Source organism: Caenispirillum bisanense (assembly GCF_039523075.1).
GTDB classification, from domain to species: domain Bacteria; phylum Pseudomonadota; class Alphaproteobacteria; order Rhodospirillales; family Rhodospirillaceae; genus Caenispirillum; species Caenispirillum bisanense.
On record NZ_BAAAEP010000043.1, the window covers coordinates 1 to 12,804 of the forward strand.

General features: G+C 71.1%; 13 protein-coding genes and 1 tRNA gene. 3 read left to right on the plus strand and 11 right to left on the minus strand.

The genetic code is table 11. The features are described 5' to 3' along the window. Nucleotides 1-20: 20 nt before the first annotated feature. The 7 genes from cysK to ubiE all read right to left on the minus strand — a co-directional run bounded on the left by cysK (nt 21) and on the right by ubiE (nt 6,541). Nucleotides 21-974, minus strand: a complete 954-nt coding sequence (gene cysK, locus ABD056_RS16815; protein WP_343868493.1) for a cysteine synthase A — start codon at nt 972-974, stop codon at nt 21-23. A gap of 130 nt (nt 975-1,104) precedes the next feature. Beyond that, entirely contained in the window at nt 1,105-1,560 is a 456-nt protein-coding gene (locus ABD056_RS16820) for an RrF2 family transcriptional regulator (RefSeq protein ID WP_343868494.1), read from the minus strand. Nucleotides 1,561-1,603: 43 nt separating this feature from the next. Further along, nucleotides 1,604-2,113, minus strand: a complete 510-nt coding sequence (gene dut / locus ABD056_RS16825) for a dUTP diphosphatase (protein ID WP_343868496.1) — start codon at nt 2,111-2,113, stop codon at nt 1,604-1,606. Continuing rightward, nucleotides 2,110-3,339 (minus strand): bifunctional phosphopantothenoylcysteine decarboxylase/phosphopantothenate--cysteine ligase CoaBC, encoded by a 1,230-nt coding sequence (coaBC, locus tag ABD056_RS16830; protein ID WP_343868499.1) that lies wholly within the window; start codon nt 3,337-3,339, stop codon nt 2,110-2,112. Before coaBC ends, dut begins: the two co-directional genes overlap by 4 nt. A gap of 204 nt (nt 3,340-3,543) precedes the next feature. After that, on the minus strand, nt 3,544-3,954 hold the full coding sequence (locus tag ABD056_RS16835; RefSeq protein WP_343868501.1) for a hypothetical protein: 411 nt from the start codon (nt 3,952-3,954) through the stop codon (nt 3,544-3,546). 195 nt (nt 3,955-4,149) lie between these two features. Beyond that, on the minus strand, nt 4,150-5,694 hold the full coding sequence (ubiB, locus tag ABD056_RS16840) for a 2-polyprenylphenol 6-hydroxylase (RefSeq protein ID WP_343868503.1): 1,545 nt from the start codon (nt 5,692-5,694) through the stop codon (nt 4,150-4,152). Nucleotides 5,695-5,716: 22 nt separating this feature from the next. Then, nucleotides 5,717-6,541, minus strand: a complete 825-nt coding sequence (gene ubiE / locus ABD056_RS16845) for a bifunctional demethylmenaquinone methyltransferase/2-methoxy-6-polyprenyl-1,4-benzoquinol methylase UbiE (RefSeq protein ID WP_343868578.1) — start codon at nt 6,539-6,541, stop codon at nt 5,717-5,719. A 114-nt stretch (nt 6,542-6,655) separates the two neighbouring features. On the opposite strand from ubiE, the gene ABD056_RS16850 reads away from it, so the two are divergent. The 3 genes from ABD056_RS16850 to ABD056_RS16860 all read left to right on the plus strand — a co-directional run bounded on the left by ABD056_RS16850 (nt 6,656) and on the right by ABD056_RS16860 (nt 8,032). Further along, on the plus strand, nt 6,656-7,324 hold the full coding sequence (locus ABD056_RS16850; RefSeq protein ID WP_343868505.1) for a glutathione S-transferase family protein: 669 nt from the start codon (nt 6,656-6,658) through the stop codon (nt 7,322-7,324). Nucleotides 7,325-7,406: 82 nt separating this feature from the next. Continuing rightward, nucleotides 7,407-7,481: transfer RNA gene (locus ABD056_RS16855), tRNA-Asn, on the plus strand. Nucleotides 7,482-7,666: 185 nt separating this feature from the next. Next, a complete protein-coding gene (locus tag ABD056_RS16860) occupies nt 7,667-8,032 on the plus strand; it encodes a hypothetical protein (RefSeq protein ID WP_343868507.1) in 366 nt (121 codons plus the stop codon). Between the two features lie 39 nt (nt 8,033-8,071). Here the strand turns inward: ABD056_RS16860 and ABD056_RS16865 are convergent, their stop codons facing one another. The 4 genes from ABD056_RS16865 to pabB form a co-directional block, all read right to left on the minus strand. After that, entirely contained in the window at nt 8,072-10,186 is a 2,115-nt protein-coding gene (locus ABD056_RS16865) for a bacteriohemerythrin (protein WP_343868508.1), read from the minus strand. 17 nt (nt 10,187-10,203) lie between these two features. Continuing rightward, nucleotides 10,204-10,830, minus strand: a complete 627-nt coding sequence (locus tag ABD056_RS16870; RefSeq protein WP_343868509.1) for a hypothetical protein — start codon at nt 10,828-10,830, stop codon at nt 10,204-10,206. A 237-nt stretch (nt 10,831-11,067) separates the two neighbouring features. Beyond that, a complete protein-coding gene (locus ABD056_RS16875; RefSeq protein WP_343868511.1) occupies nt 11,068-11,445 on the minus strand; it encodes a hypothetical protein in 378 nt (125 codons plus the stop codon). After that, complete coding sequence (gene pabB, locus ABD056_RS16880) at nt 11,442-12,800, minus strand: aminodeoxychorismate synthase component I (protein ID WP_343868581.1); 1,359 nt, start codon at nt 12,798-12,800, stop codon at nt 11,442-11,444. Before pabB ends, ABD056_RS16875 begins: the two co-directional genes overlap by 4 nt. Nucleotides 12,801-12,804: the final 4 nt, after the last annotated feature.

Below are 12,804 nucleotides of genomic sequence, written 5' to 3' on the forward strand. Positions count from 1 at the left end.
CCACTCAAACCTGCCTGACATCAAGCATCCTCGAACAGGGCCGTCGACAGGTAGCGCTCGGCGAAGGACGGCAGGATGACGACGATGGTCTTGCCGGCCATGTCGTCGCGCGCCGCCACTTCCAGCGCCGCCGCCACCGCCGCGCCGCCGGAGATGCCGAGCGGCAGGCCGTCCAGGCGGGCCGCCTTGCGGGCGGTGGCGAAGGCGGTCTCGTTGCCGATCTTCAGCACTTCGTCGATCAGGCCGCGTTCCAGCACGCCCGGGACGAAGCCGGCGCCGATGCCCTGGATCTTGTGCGGGCCGGGGGCGCCGCCGGACAGCACCGGGCTGTCCTCGGGCTCGACGGCGATGACCTTGAAGCCGGGCTTGCGCTCCTTCAGCACGGCGCCGACGCCGGTCAGCGTGCCGCCGGTGCCGACGCCGGAGATCAGCACGTCGGCGGCGCCGTTGGTGTCACGCCAGATTTCCTCGGCGGTGGAGCGGCGGTGGATGGCCGGGTTCGCCGGGTTCTCGAACTGCTGCAGGATGATGGCGTTGGGCAGTTCCTTCACCAGTTCCTCGGCGCGGGCGACGGCACCCTTCATGCCGTTGGCGGCCGGGGTGAGCACCAGCTCGGCGCCCAGGTGCTTGAGCATCTTGCGACGCTCCAGCGACATGCTTTCCGGCATGGTGAGGATCAGCTTGTAGCCCTTGGCGGCGGCCACGAAGGCCAGCGCGATGCCGGTGTTGCCCGACGTCGGCTCCACCAGCACGGTGTCCTTGGTGATGCGGCCGTCGGCCTCGGCGGCCTCGATCATGGCCAGGCCGATGCGGTCCTTGACGCTGGCGAGCGGGTTGAAGAACTCGCACTTGCCGAGCACGGTCGCCTTGGCGCCGGCTTCCTCGGCAATGCGGTTCAGGCGCACCAGCGGCGTGGCGCCGATGGTGTCGAGGATGGTGTCGTACACCTTGCCGCGGAACTCGGGCTGGCTCATGGTGAAATTCCCCGTTTCTGAGTGTAGTTCTTCAGGCAAACATCATTCGTGACTGTATTTATAGGGCCGTGATCAGGAAATGCAATGCCGGCCGCGGCAGGGCCGGGCCGGCTGGAGGTAACAGGTTGATTCAGATGGTGAAATCCATCGCCTCGTGGGCCTCGCTGCGCAACCCGCCCTGGTAGGCCTTGGTACACAGCTCATCAATGGTCACCGAATCGAGCCGCTGCATGAGGTCTTCCTGCAGCTCCGCCCACATGGGCCGCACCACGGTGAGGCCGAGCGGGCTGCCGGGCAGGTCCTTGTAGGGGTCTTCCGGCGCCTCCATGGCGTGGACCACCCGCACGATTTCCCCCACCGTCACCCGCCGGCGCTCGCGGGCGAGGCGGTAGCCGCCCTTCGGCCCCCGCACGCCGACCAGGATGCCGGAGCGCACCAGGTGCTGCAGGGTCTGTTCCAGATAGCGCCGGGGAATGCCCTGGCGGCGGGTGATTTCGCGGCTCTGCACCGGCTCGCCGCCGGCGTGGTAGGCGATGTCGAGCACCGCCTCGATGGCGAACAGCAGTTTCTTCGACGGACGCAGCATGGCAACGGGTTCCGGGTAGGGGCGGGAGAGAGGGGGAAACGGCTCAGGCGGTGGCGGCGGGCCGGGCGGCGATGCCGGTGGAGCCGAAGCCGCCGGCGCCGCGCGCGGTGTCCGGCAGGGTGGCGACCTCCGTCCACTCGGCGCGGGTGACCGGGGCGACGATCATCTGGGCGATGCGGTCGCCGCGGGCGATGGTGAACGGCGCATCGCCCAGGTTGACCAGGATGACCTTCACCTCGCCGCGATAATCGGCGTCCACCGTGCCGGGGCTGTTGAGCACGGTGACGCCGTATTTGGCGGCAAGGCCGGAGCGCGGCCGCACCTGCGCCTCGAACCCCTCCGGCAGGGCCATGGCGAGGCCGGTCGGCACCAGGGCGCGGCCCATGGGCGGCAGGGTGAGCGGTTCGTCCGCCGGCAGGGCGGCGCGCAGGTCCATGCCGGCGGCATGGGCGGTCTCGTAGGCCGGCAGCGGCAGGTCGGCGGCGTGCGGCAGGCGGGTGACGGCCACCGTGGCGGTGGTGGTGGCGGCCGTGGCGGGGGAGGCGGCGGTCATGCGGGCTCCTTGACGGGCTCGGCGCCGAGGGCGGCGGCGATGCGGGCGGCGAGGCGCTCGGCGGCGGCCTGCTTGGACAGGCGCGGCCAGTCCTCGACGCCGTGGTCGGTGATGAGGTGCAGGGTGTTGTCGTCGCCGCCGAAGGTGCCGGTGGCGGGCGAGACGTCGTTGGCGAGAATCCAGTCGCAGCCCTTGCGGCGGCGCTTGTCCACCGCATGGGCCACCACGGTTTCCGTTTCGGCAGCGAAACCGACCACCAGGGCCGGCCGGCGCGGGCCGGGCCGCGACAGGGTGGCGAGGATGTCGGGGTTCTCGCTCAGCACCAGGGCCGGCGGGGCGCCGCCCGGCTGCTTCTTCAGCTTCTGGCCGGCCGCTTCCACCCGCCAGTCGGCGACGGCGGCGGCGCACACCAGGATGTCGGCCGGCAGCGCCGCCTCGCAGGCGGCCAGCATGTCGCGGGCGCTTTCCACCCGCGCCACGCGCACGCCGGCGGGATCGGGGATGGTGACCGGGCCGCTGACCAGCGTCACCTCCGCCCCCAGCGCCGCCAGCGCCGCCGCGACGGCGTGGCCCTGCTTGCCGGAGGACCGGTTGGCGATGAACCGCACCGGGTCGATGGCCTCCACCGTCGGGCCGCTGGTGACCACGGCGCGGCGGCCGGCCAGCGGCTTCGGCGCCGCCGATTCGGCGAAGAAGGCCTCGACGGCGGCGATGATCTCCGGCACCTCGGCCATGCGGCCGGCGCCGACCTCGCCGCAGGCCAGATCGCCGGCATTGGGGCCGACGGTGCGCACGCCGCGCCGCGTCAGCGTCGCCAGATTGTCCCGGGTGGCGGGGTGGGTCCACATCATGGTGTTCATGGCCGGGGCGACCAGCACCGGCTTGTCGGTGGCGAGCAGGGCGGTGGTGGCCAGATCGTCGGCCATGCCGGCGGCCATCCGGGCCAGCACGTCGGCGGTGGCCGGCGCCACCACCACCAGATCGGCCTCGCGCGACAGGCGGATGTGGCCCATTTCCGATTCGTCGGTGAGGGAGAACAGGTCCTGATAGACCTTTTCCTCCGACAGCGCCGCCACCGCCAGCGGCGTGACGAACTGCGCCCCGCCCTTGGTGAGGATGCAGCGCACCCGCACCCCGCGGTCGCGCAGGCGGCGGATCAGCTCCAGCGACTTATAGGCCGCAATGCCGCCGGTGATGATAAGCAGGACGCGCCGCCCGTCGAGCATGGAGAATTTCCATCAATTTAACGCGATGAAGGTGTGGTTAACCTAGCGATCGCGGCGCCCGATGGCAAGGCGGAAGGAGGGGGTTTTTGCCGGCGGCGCGCGGCACCACCCGCCCCGGTCCCGAGGGGGATCGTCCCGGCCCCGGAACGGGCGAGGGAAACCGCGGCCTGCTATGGATGCCGAGCCGCAGGGGAGGGGGAGCGGTTACAGATACCGCAGGGTCGTGAAGGCGGCGCGGGCGGCGGGGCGCAGGCGCCAGGTGCCGACGAAGGGGTTGTACAGCGCCACCAGCCCGCCCATGCCGTCGCGGCCGTCGTCCAGCCAGGGCGCGCGACCGGCCACCATGCCCTTCACCAGCAGCGCATAGGTGTCGCCGGTGTGGCCGAGCAGGCGGGACAGCTCTTCCGTCTTGGCGCCGGGGCTGGCGGCCATGGCGGCGATGACCCGCCGTTCCACCGCCGTCGCCGGCCAGGCGGTGAAGGCGCTGACGATGCGCCGTTCCATCGCCTCCAGCCCCAGTGGACGCAGGCCGTAGGCGGCGCCGGAGCGGCGCGGGCCGGGGAAGACGACGACGTTGCTGTCCTGGAACGGGCGGGCGGCGGCGGCTTGGGTCATGCGGCGGTTCCCGGCTGGCGCGGTGGCGGAGGAGGCACCCCGCAGCCTAGGGCCGCCCTTCCCCACCCGCCAGCGAGCTTTCGCCTTAGCCCGATCGACCGCCGGATACCCCTTCCGCCAGAATAACTTTCCAAGCGGCGATGGGAGACCCCTTGCCGCTTGGCAAGCGCGACCGCGCGCCGCCTGAGCCTGGTCTTACCGCGCCAGCAGGAACAGCAGCACCACCACCAGCAGCCAGGGCAGGATCATCAGCACGTTCATGCGGGTGCGCCGCGCCACCCGCTGGCCGGTCAGCGCCGCCAGGGTGTCGGGGTGCAGCCGCAGACCGCCGGAGGTGATCATGGCCGCCACCTTCTCCCCCTCGTCGATCATCTTCGGCAGCTTTTCCAGCGTGTTGACCATGCCGCCGACGGTGTCGCGGATGCGCGCTTCCGGCCCCAGGTTGTCGCGCATCCAGTCCTCGATGAGCGGCTGGGCCAGTTCCCACATGTTCAGTTCCGGCGCCATGCGGCGGCCGACGCCTTCCGCCACCAGCATGGACTTCTGCAGCAGCAGCAGCTGCGGCTGCGCCTCCATCTGGAAGGTCTCGGTCACCGCGAACAGCTGGCCGAGCAGGCGGGCGATGGAGATGTCGCGCATGGGCTTGCCGAAGATCGGCTCGGCGATGGAGCGCGCCGCCTGGGTGAAGGCATCCACCGACTTGTCCGCCGGCACGTATCCGGCCTCGAAATGAATTTCGGCGACCCGGCGGTAGTTGCCGGTCAGGAAGCCGAGCAGCATCTCCCCCAGGTAGCGGCGGGTCTGCACGTCCACCCGGCCCATGATGCCGAAGTCCACCGCCACCAGATTGCCGTCGGCATTGACGAACAGGTTGCCGGGGTGCATGTCGGCGTGGAAGAAGCCGTCGCGGAACACCATGTTGAAGAAGGCGTTGGCCGCCTTCGCCACCACCGCCGTCGGGTCGATGCCGGCGGCGATGACGGTGTCGCGCTCGTCGGTCGGAATGCCGGCGACGCGCTGCGACGTCATGATGCGCTTGCCGGTGCGCTGCCAGTCGATCTGCGGCACCTGGAAGGTGGGGTCGCCGGCGAAGTTGTCCGCCATCTCGGCCGCCGCGGCGGCCTCGAAGCGCAGGTCCATCTCCAGCGTCACCGAATCCTCGAACGCCCGCACGCTCTCCACCGGCTTCAGGCGGCGCAGGCCCGGCTGGGTCGCCTCAACGATGCCGGCGATCCAGTACATCATGTCGAGGTCGCGGGCGATCTGCTCCTCGACGCCGGGGCGCAGCACCTTCACCGCCACCTCGCGGCCGTCGGTGGTGGTGGCGAAGTGGACCTGGGCGATGGAGGCGGCGGCGACGGGCGTGGTGTCGAAGCTGGTGAACAGCGTGGCGATGGGCTGGTCGAACTCCGCCGCGAAGATCTTCTCCACCTCGCTGAACGGGAACGGCGGCAGCTTGTCCTGCAGTTCCGACAGGTCGGTGGCCACTTCCTCGCCCATCAGGTCGGGGCGGGTGGACAGCGCCTGCCCGAGCTTGATGAAGCTGGGGCCGAGCTGCGACAGCGCCCGCGCCAGCCGCTGGCCGGGCCGGCCGGGCACGTTGCGGCGGCTGAACAGCTTGGCGAAGGCCGCCACCTCCCGCGCCACGCCGATCTTCTCCAGCGGGAACAGGGCGTCGTGACGGGCCAGCACGCGGGCGATTTCGAACAGCCGGCCGAGGTTCCTGACGGTACGGATCATGGTGTGGTCGCGCCCGCCTTCGTCAAATGCGCCAGCCGGAATGGATGCAGGCGATGCCGCCCGACAGGTTGCGATAGCGGACCTGGCCGAAGCCGGCGTCCTTCATCATCTCCACCAGCCGGTCCTGCGGCGGAAAGCGGCGGATGCTCTCGGCCAGGTACTGATAGGCCTCGCGGTTGCGGGCCACCACCTGCCCCAGCACCGGCAGCACCTTGAAGCTGTAGACGTCGTAGGCGGCATCCATGCCCGGCACCACGACGCGGGAAAACTCCAGGCAGAAGAAGCGGCCGCCCGGCTTCAGCACGCGGCGGGCCTCGGCCAGCGCCGTGTCGATGTGGGTGACGTTGCGCAGGCCGAAGGCGATGGTATAGAGGTCGAAGCTGCGGTCGGGGAACGGCAGGCTCTCGGCATTGCCGCAGGCCCAGTCGAGCCCGCCGAGGCGCCCCTGGTCGGTGGCGCGGCCGCGGCCGACCTTCAGCATCTCGGCATTGATGTCGCAGACGATGACCGACGCCTCGGCCCGGCCCGGCGGCGGCTCGGGCGCGTCGTCGCCGGCGTTGCGCTTCTCCGCCCGGCGGACGCGGCCGATGTGGCCGGCGCGGTCGAGGAAGCGGAAGGCGATGTCGCCGGTGCCGCCGGCCACGTCCAGCAGGTGCTGGCCCGGCTGCGGGTTCATCCAGTCGATGAGCGCGTTCTTCCACAGCCGATGGATGCCGCCGCTCATCAGGTCGTTCATCAGGTCGTAGCGCCCGGCGACCGAGTCGAAAACCTGACGCACGAGGGTCTGCTTTTCCTCGGTGCGGACGGTGCGGAACCCGAAATGGGTGGTGTCGTTCTGCTGGCTCATGGCGGCGGAGGATAGCCCAAGGCGGTGGACGATGCGAGCGCGAAGCGGCGGTGCGGCGGCGACCATGCGCGATGCCCCTTGCGCCCGCCGTGGCGTAGGGTAAATAGATTGGCCATGCGTGTCCTCTATTACCATTGTCTAAGCCCCTTCGCCCGCAAGGCTCGCGTGGTTTTGAAGGAAAAGGGCCTCGACTTCGACGAGATCATCGTCCGCGACTGGGAGCGGCCGGATGACTTCCTGGCCCTCAACCCGGCCGGCGAGGTGCCCGTTCTGGTGGAGGCGGAAGGCCCGGTCATCTGCGGCGCCACCGCCATCTGCGAGTACGCCGACGAAGCCTACGGCGGCCACAGCCTGATCGGCACCGACCCGCTGCAGCGGGCGGAGGTGCGGCGGCTGGTGGACTGGTTCGACCACAAGTTCAATGCCGAGGTCACCCTCACCAGCGCCGGCGAGAAGCTGACCAAGCGGGTGCGCGGCGGCAGCGCGCCGGACAGCCGCGCCATCCGCGCCGGCCGCGCCAACATCCACATCCACCTGCAGTACATCGCCTGGCTGACCGAGCGGCGGACGTGGCTGGCCGGCGACACCCTGTCGCTGGCCGACCTCACCGCCGCCTGTCATCTGTCGCTGGTCGACTACGCCGGCGACGTGCCGTGGGACGAACACCCGCTGGCCAAGGACTGGTACGCCCGCGTGAAGTCGCGCCCGAGCTTCCGGCCCATCGTCAACGAGGTGATCCCCGGCATCCCCGCCCCGGCCCACTATGCCGACCTGGACTTCTGAGGCGGCATCCTTTTCGCGGGCTTGCGAAAAAGTTCTTTACAAGCCTGCCGCAGTTCGGTAAATCGCGGGCCTCCAAGGCTGATCCGGCGTAGCTCAACGGTAGAGCATGCGACTGTTAATCGCAGGGTTGTAGGTTCGAATCCTACCGCCGGAGCCACTTTCCCCCTTTAAAAGCACCGTCATCGCCCGCCCGTCCGGCTTGTCCGGCGGCGGTATCGTCGTGTCTGCGGCGCGGCCCGATGTCCCTCCATCGGCTTCCGCCCGATGCGCCTTTGCCCGCCAGCCAGGGCGGCGGCAGGCTGGGCCGGTCCCGTGATCGTGCCGAGGGAGAGCCTGCGTCCGATGTCGTCGTCGCTAATGATGCGCCTGATCGCGCTCGTGCTGCTGTCGCTGTGGGCGGTGCTGGCCGCCGCCCCGCCGCCCGCCGCCGCTGCCGCCGCCGAGCAGGTGGCGGCCCTGCGGCTGCAGGCGGAGGTGGCGGTGGAGGCGGCCTGCATGCAGCCGCCCGACGGCCGCCAGGATGCCGCCATCGCCCGCCTGGACGCCACGCCGGTGGTCAAGCAGGCGTTCTGCCGCTGCTTCGCGGCCGAGGTGATCCGCCACGGGCGGCAGGCGGCGGACCCGGAAGACCTCATCGACCGCATCGGCGTGCCGCCGGAACCGGAGGCCCGCCGGGCGGTGCTGCTGTGCCTGGGGGAGACGCGCTGACGCGCTGCGCCGCCGCCTCCCCCGTCCCCGGCACGGTGGTCAGGCGGCCTTGGCGCCGCCGCGGGAGCGGACGAACTTCGCCAGGCGGGCGTCGTCGTCCTCCATGTGGTTGCGCCACCAGTTGCCGAGCAGCGCCAGCAGGTCCATGCCGGCGGTGCGGTCGCCGCCGCGGTAGGAGGCATAGAGCCGCTCCAGCCGCTCGATGAACTGGGCGTGGTGGCGCCGGTGCTCCTCCGCCGCCGGATAGCCGGTGCGGGTCATGTAGGCGTCTTCCTTGGCGAAGTGGTCCTCGGAATAGCTCTTCAGGTGGGTGAAGCAGCGGTCCAGCACCGACTGGTCGGTGCCCGACTTGATGGCGCGGTAGAGGTCGTTGGTGACCTCCATCAGGTGGCGGTGTTCCTCGTCGATGGCCGGCACGCCGAACACGTGGGCATCGCCGAATTCCACCAGCTGCGGCGCCGCGCCGCCGTCGTGGGCGTGGGCGGAACTGACGGAGGTGAGGAATTCCCGCACCTCCTGCTTCAGCTTGGTCGACTGGTTGCTGATCTGCTGCGACGAGGCGGCGATGTCCTTGGCGACGCGGCCGGAGTCCTCGGCGGCGTTGCGCAGGTCGTCCATCACCTCCACCACCGACTGGGTGGCGGTGGCGGTGTGTTCGGCGCCGCGGGCGATTTCCGCCGTGGCGGCGCCCTGTTCCTCCACCGCCGCGGCGATGTTGGAGGAAATCTCGTCGATCTCGCGGATGATGCCGGAGACGCGGTCGATGGCGCTGACCGCCTTGCGGGTGGCGTCCTGGATGGCGGCGATCTGGCGGCCGACGTCTTCCGTCGCGCGGGCGGTCTGGGTGGCGAGGCCCTTGACCTCGTTGGCGACGACGGCGAAGCCCTTGCCGGCATCGCCGGCGCGGGCCGCCTCGATGGTGGCGTTGAGCGCCAGCAGGTTGGTCTGGCTGGCGATGTCGTTGATCAGGCCGACCACCTCGCCGATGCGGGCGACGCTTTCGTCCAGCTGGGCGATCTCGCGCGAGCCGGCATCGGCCTCGGCGACCCCGCGCGAGGCGACGGTGGTGGCCTCGGCGACGCGGCGGGCGATTTCCTGGATGGAGGTGGACAGTTCCTCCGAACTGGCGGCGACGGTGTTGACGTCCTGCGAGGCGCCGGTGGCGGCGGTGCGGGCGGCATCGGCGGTGGCGATGGTGTGGCCGGCGCCTTCCGTCATGCGGTCGGCCGTTTCGCGCAGCAGATGGTCGGCGCGGCTGAGGCCGTCGAGCACGCCCACCACCGTGCCTTCGAAGGACTGCACCAGACGCTGCAGTTCCTGCTGCTCGCGCTCGCGCTCGGCGCTGTGGCGCGACTGTTCCTCCGCCAGGTCGCGGGCGCGGATCAGGCCGTCGCGGAACACCGCCACCGCCTCGGCCATGTTGCCGATCTCGTCGCGGCGGCCGCTGCCGGGAATGGCGGAATCGCTGAGGTCGCCGGCGCTGAGGCGGCGCATGAAGGCGTTCATGCCGGTGATCGGCGTGGCGATGGCGCGCGACAGGATGAGGCCGAGGGCGATGGCCAGCACCACGGCGATGACCACGCTGGCATAGGTGACCGTTTCCAGCGTCGCGTCGGCGGCCATCTGCTCGCCGCGGGCGGTGCCGAGGGCGCCGTCAATGGCCGATTGCAGGTCCTTCACGGCCTGCTGGCGGGCGCGCAGCAGGCGCTCGGGCAGGGTGGTGATCTCGATGGCGCGCGCCTCGTTGACCGTATCGGCCTTGCGCATCAGGCGGATCTGGGGCTCCAGCACCTGTGTCCGCAGGGCGTCGTCGGCGGCGAACAGGGCCTGCAGCGGTCCGGTGGCGATGGCATTGCCGCCGCCGATGCGGCCGCGCATGGACTGGCGCTCGCGCTCCAGGGTGTCGACCTCGGTCAGCAGGGCGCGTTCGCCGGTCAGCATGAAGGTCAGCACCAGCTGGCGCTGCTGCGGCAGGATCTCGCTGTAGGCATCCACCTCCAGCGCGAAGGCCTCCAGGGTCTCGAAGCGGGAGTTGGCGGCGTCGAGCTTGCTGAAGGTGATGATGTTGGCAAGCCCCGAGGCCAGGATCACCAGGCAGACGCTGGCGAAGGCGATGGCGATCTTGACCGGGATGCGGACGTTGTTGAGCGACATGGCAGCACCTCGGCGGATCAGTACGAGACACCGGCGCGGCGCGCCAGCTCGTAGGCGTTGACTTCGACGGTGGCGGTCCCGATGGCCTTGCCGTTGTCGGCCAGGGTCAGGTTGACCTGCACGATCCACACCTGCATCTCGTCGTCGAATTCGGGGGCGTCGACGAACACGGCGTCGGGACCGACCGGGAAGGTGCGGGTGAACTTGTCCTCGTCGCCCTGCCAGTAGTCGGAGGTGACGGCTGACTGGCCGACGTTCAGGCCGTGGGCGTCCATGACGAACAGGGCGGCATAGAGCCCGCCGGCATTGGCCTGCACCTGGGTGAGGTAGGACGACGCCGGGCTCGACAGGGTGGCGGCGATGAGCGGCTGGTCGTCGGCCTTGCGCTGGGCCCGCCATTCGGCGTCGAGCGCATCGATGCCCGCCTGGTTGAGGCCGGCGCGGCGCTCGTTCTGGGCCTGGATGGACATGCGGATCACCGGCACGTCGAGGAAGGCCCGGATTTCCTGCACGAACTGCGGCGTGATGAGCGGCTTGACGTCCGGGGCCTGCTGCTGCTGCTGCTGGGCGACGGCCGCCGACGATGCCGCCGCCGTCAGGAGCGCGCCGGCCAGTGCAGCCGCCGCGAGGTTTGATTTCGACATGGCAACGTTCCTCCGATCGGGTACTTCGCCGCCGGACTTTTTGATACGCGCTCTGGTGGCGCATCCGCACGGGTTTTGGACGTCAGGAGGCGAATTACAGCACTTCGGCTCAGGTGAGGCGACTCCGCACCTCTGACCCTGGGCGGAACGCATACCCAACCTACACCGAAAGTCGTAGCCCGCATGCGCCGCCGGCCCGCGGCTGTTGCCTAATCGGAATGATCCTGCGGCCGTCCTTCAGGCGGGGGTTGCAGCGTCGTCGTCATCGTCGTGGGGGGCTTCCAGCATGTCGAGCACCAGGGCGCGGTTGCGGGCGTCGATGCCGCCCCAGCTGGTGAAGACGCGCGGCATCAGCGCATCGGCCTGACCGGCGTAATCGGCGCACATCAGCACGCAGGCCAGCACCAGCCGTTCCGACTTGTTGCCCTTGAAGCCGGCGAGCAGGGTGTCGAGTCGGTCGTCCTCGCCCAGCACCGCCGTCAGGTCGTGCCAGTGGCGGATGACGCAGCCGGCCGGCAGCACGGCGGCAAAGGCGCGGGCCAGCGTGCCGTTGTGGGCCAGCACGGCGGCCAGCAGCGGCTGGGTGACGGTGAACGGCAGGGCGGCGGTGGTCATGGCAGCGGGGTCTCCTGAGGGTGGCGGCCGCCGGCGCCGTCGCCGTCGAGCGCCCGCAGCAGGGCGGCGGCCTTGGTGAGGCTTTCCTCATGCTCGGCGGCCGGGTCGCTGTCGGCGACGATGCCGCCGCCGGCCTGCGCCGCCACCCGGCCGGAGGTGCCGATGCACAGGGTGCGGATGATGATGCTGGAGTCCATGCCGCCATCCGCCCCCAGCCAGGCGATGCTGCCGCAATAGGGGCCACGGCGGGCCGGCTCCAGCTCGGCGATGATCTCCATGGCGCGCACCTTGGGGGCGCCGGTCACCGATCCGCCGGGGAAGCAGGCGCGCAGCAGGTCCACCGCCGTGCGGCCGGGGGCGAGGCGCCCTTCCACCACCGACACCAGATGATGCACGCTGGCGAAGCTCTCCAGCCCGCACAGCACCGGCACCCGCACGCTGCCGATCTCGCAGACGCGGCCGATGTCGTTGCGCAGCAGGTCGACGATCATCAGGTTTTCCGCCCGGTCCTTGGCGCTGTCCTGCAGCGCCCGCGCCTCGGCGGCATCGGCGGCGGGGTCGGCGCGGCGCGGCCGGGTGCCCTTGATGGGCCGCGTCTCCACCCGCCCGTCGGCGGTCAGGCGCAGGAACCGCTCCGGCGAGGCGGAGGCGACGGCGGCGCCATCCCCCAGGTTGAGGAAGGCGGCAAAGGGCGCCGGGCTGGCGGCGCGCAGGCGGCGGTAGAGGTCGAAGCGGCTCAGCCCCGGCGGCAGGGTGCCGAGGAAGCGCTGGGTGATGTTGGCCTGGAAGATGACGCCGGCGCCGATGAAGGCGATGACGCGGGCCACCGCCGCCTCGTGCGCGTGCCGCTGCCGCTCCGCCTGCCAGGGCACCGGCGTCGGGTCCGGCGGTGGCGGCGGGGTGGCGGCGAGGCCGTCGGCGGCGGCGGCGGCGGCGGCCTCGGCCTCGGCGGAGACCACCCAGGCGCGGCGCTGCCGGCGGTCGAACAGGGCGAGGGTGTCGTAGCGCGCCGCCCACAGGTCGGGCAGGCCGAGGTCGTCGGGGAGCGGCGCCGGCAGGCGTCCCACCGCGCCGCCCAGCTCATAGCCGAGCAGGGCGACGACGCCGGTCTGGAACGGCGGCAGGCCGGGCACCGCCGGGCGCTGCGGCGGCAGCAGGGCGGCCAGGGCGGCGAAGGGGTCGCCGTCGCCGAGGCGGTGACTCACCACCGCCGCCGGGCGGGCGCAGACGGCGGCATGGCGGCCGCGGTCGTCGTCGCCGGCGGTGGCGGCATCGAGCAGCACGGCCCCCTCCTCGCCGGCCAGCGGGGCGAAGGCGGTCAGCGGGTCACGCCAGGGAAGGTCGAGGATCACCATGGCC

Excerpts from the sequence above, each read along its gene's own strand:
- ABD056_RS16860 (WP_343868507.1), top strand. The coding sequence starts at position 7,667 with ATGTCGTCGTCGCTAATGATGCGCCTGATCGCGCTCGTGCTGCTGTCG.
- ABD056_RS16820 (WP_343868494.1), bottom strand. The coding sequence starts at position 1,560 with ATGCTGCGTCCGTCGAAGAAACTGCTGTTCGCCATCGAGGCGGTGCTC.
- ubiE (WP_343868578.1), bottom strand. The coding sequence starts at position 6,541 with ATGAGCCAGCAGAACGACACCACCCATTTCGGGTTCCGCACCGTCCGC.
- ABD056_RS16875 (WP_343868511.1), bottom strand. The coding sequence starts at position 11,445 with ATGACCACCGCCGCCCTGCCGTTCACCGTCACCCAGCCGCTGCTGGCC.
- ubiB (WP_343868503.1), bottom strand. The coding sequence starts at position 5,694 with ATGATCCGTACCGTCAGGAACCTCGGCCGGCTGTTCGAAATCGCCCGC.
- dut (WP_343868496.1), bottom strand. The coding sequence starts at position 2,113 with ATGACCGCCGCCTCCCCCGCCACGGCCGCCACCACCACCGCCACGGTG.
- coaBC (WP_343868499.1), bottom strand. The coding sequence starts at position 3,339 with ATGCTCGACGGGCGGCGCGTCCTGCTTATCATCACCGGCGGCATTGCG.
- ABD056_RS16870 (WP_343868509.1), bottom strand. The coding sequence starts at position 10,830 with ATGTCGAAATCAAACCTCGCGGCGGCTGCACTGGCCGGCGCGCTCCTG.
- ABD056_RS16865 (WP_343868508.1), bottom strand. The coding sequence starts at position 10,186 with ATGTCGCTCAACAACGTCCGCATCCCGGTCAAGATCGCCATCGCCTTC.
- pabB (WP_343868581.1), bottom strand. The coding sequence starts at position 12,800 with ATGGTGATCCTCGACCTTCCCTGGCGTGACCCGCTGACCGCCTTCGCC.
- cysK (WP_343868493.1), bottom strand. The coding sequence starts at position 974 with ATGAGCCAGCCCGAGTTCCGCGGCAAGGTGTACGACACCATCCTCGAC.
- ABD056_RS16850 (WP_343868505.1), top strand. The coding sequence starts at position 6,656 with ATGCGTGTCCTCTATTACCATTGTCTAAGCCCCTTCGCCCGCAAGGCT.
- ABD056_RS16835 (WP_343868501.1), bottom strand. The coding sequence starts at position 3,954 with ATGACCCAAGCCGCCGCCGCCCGCCCGTTCCAGGACAGCAACGTCGTC.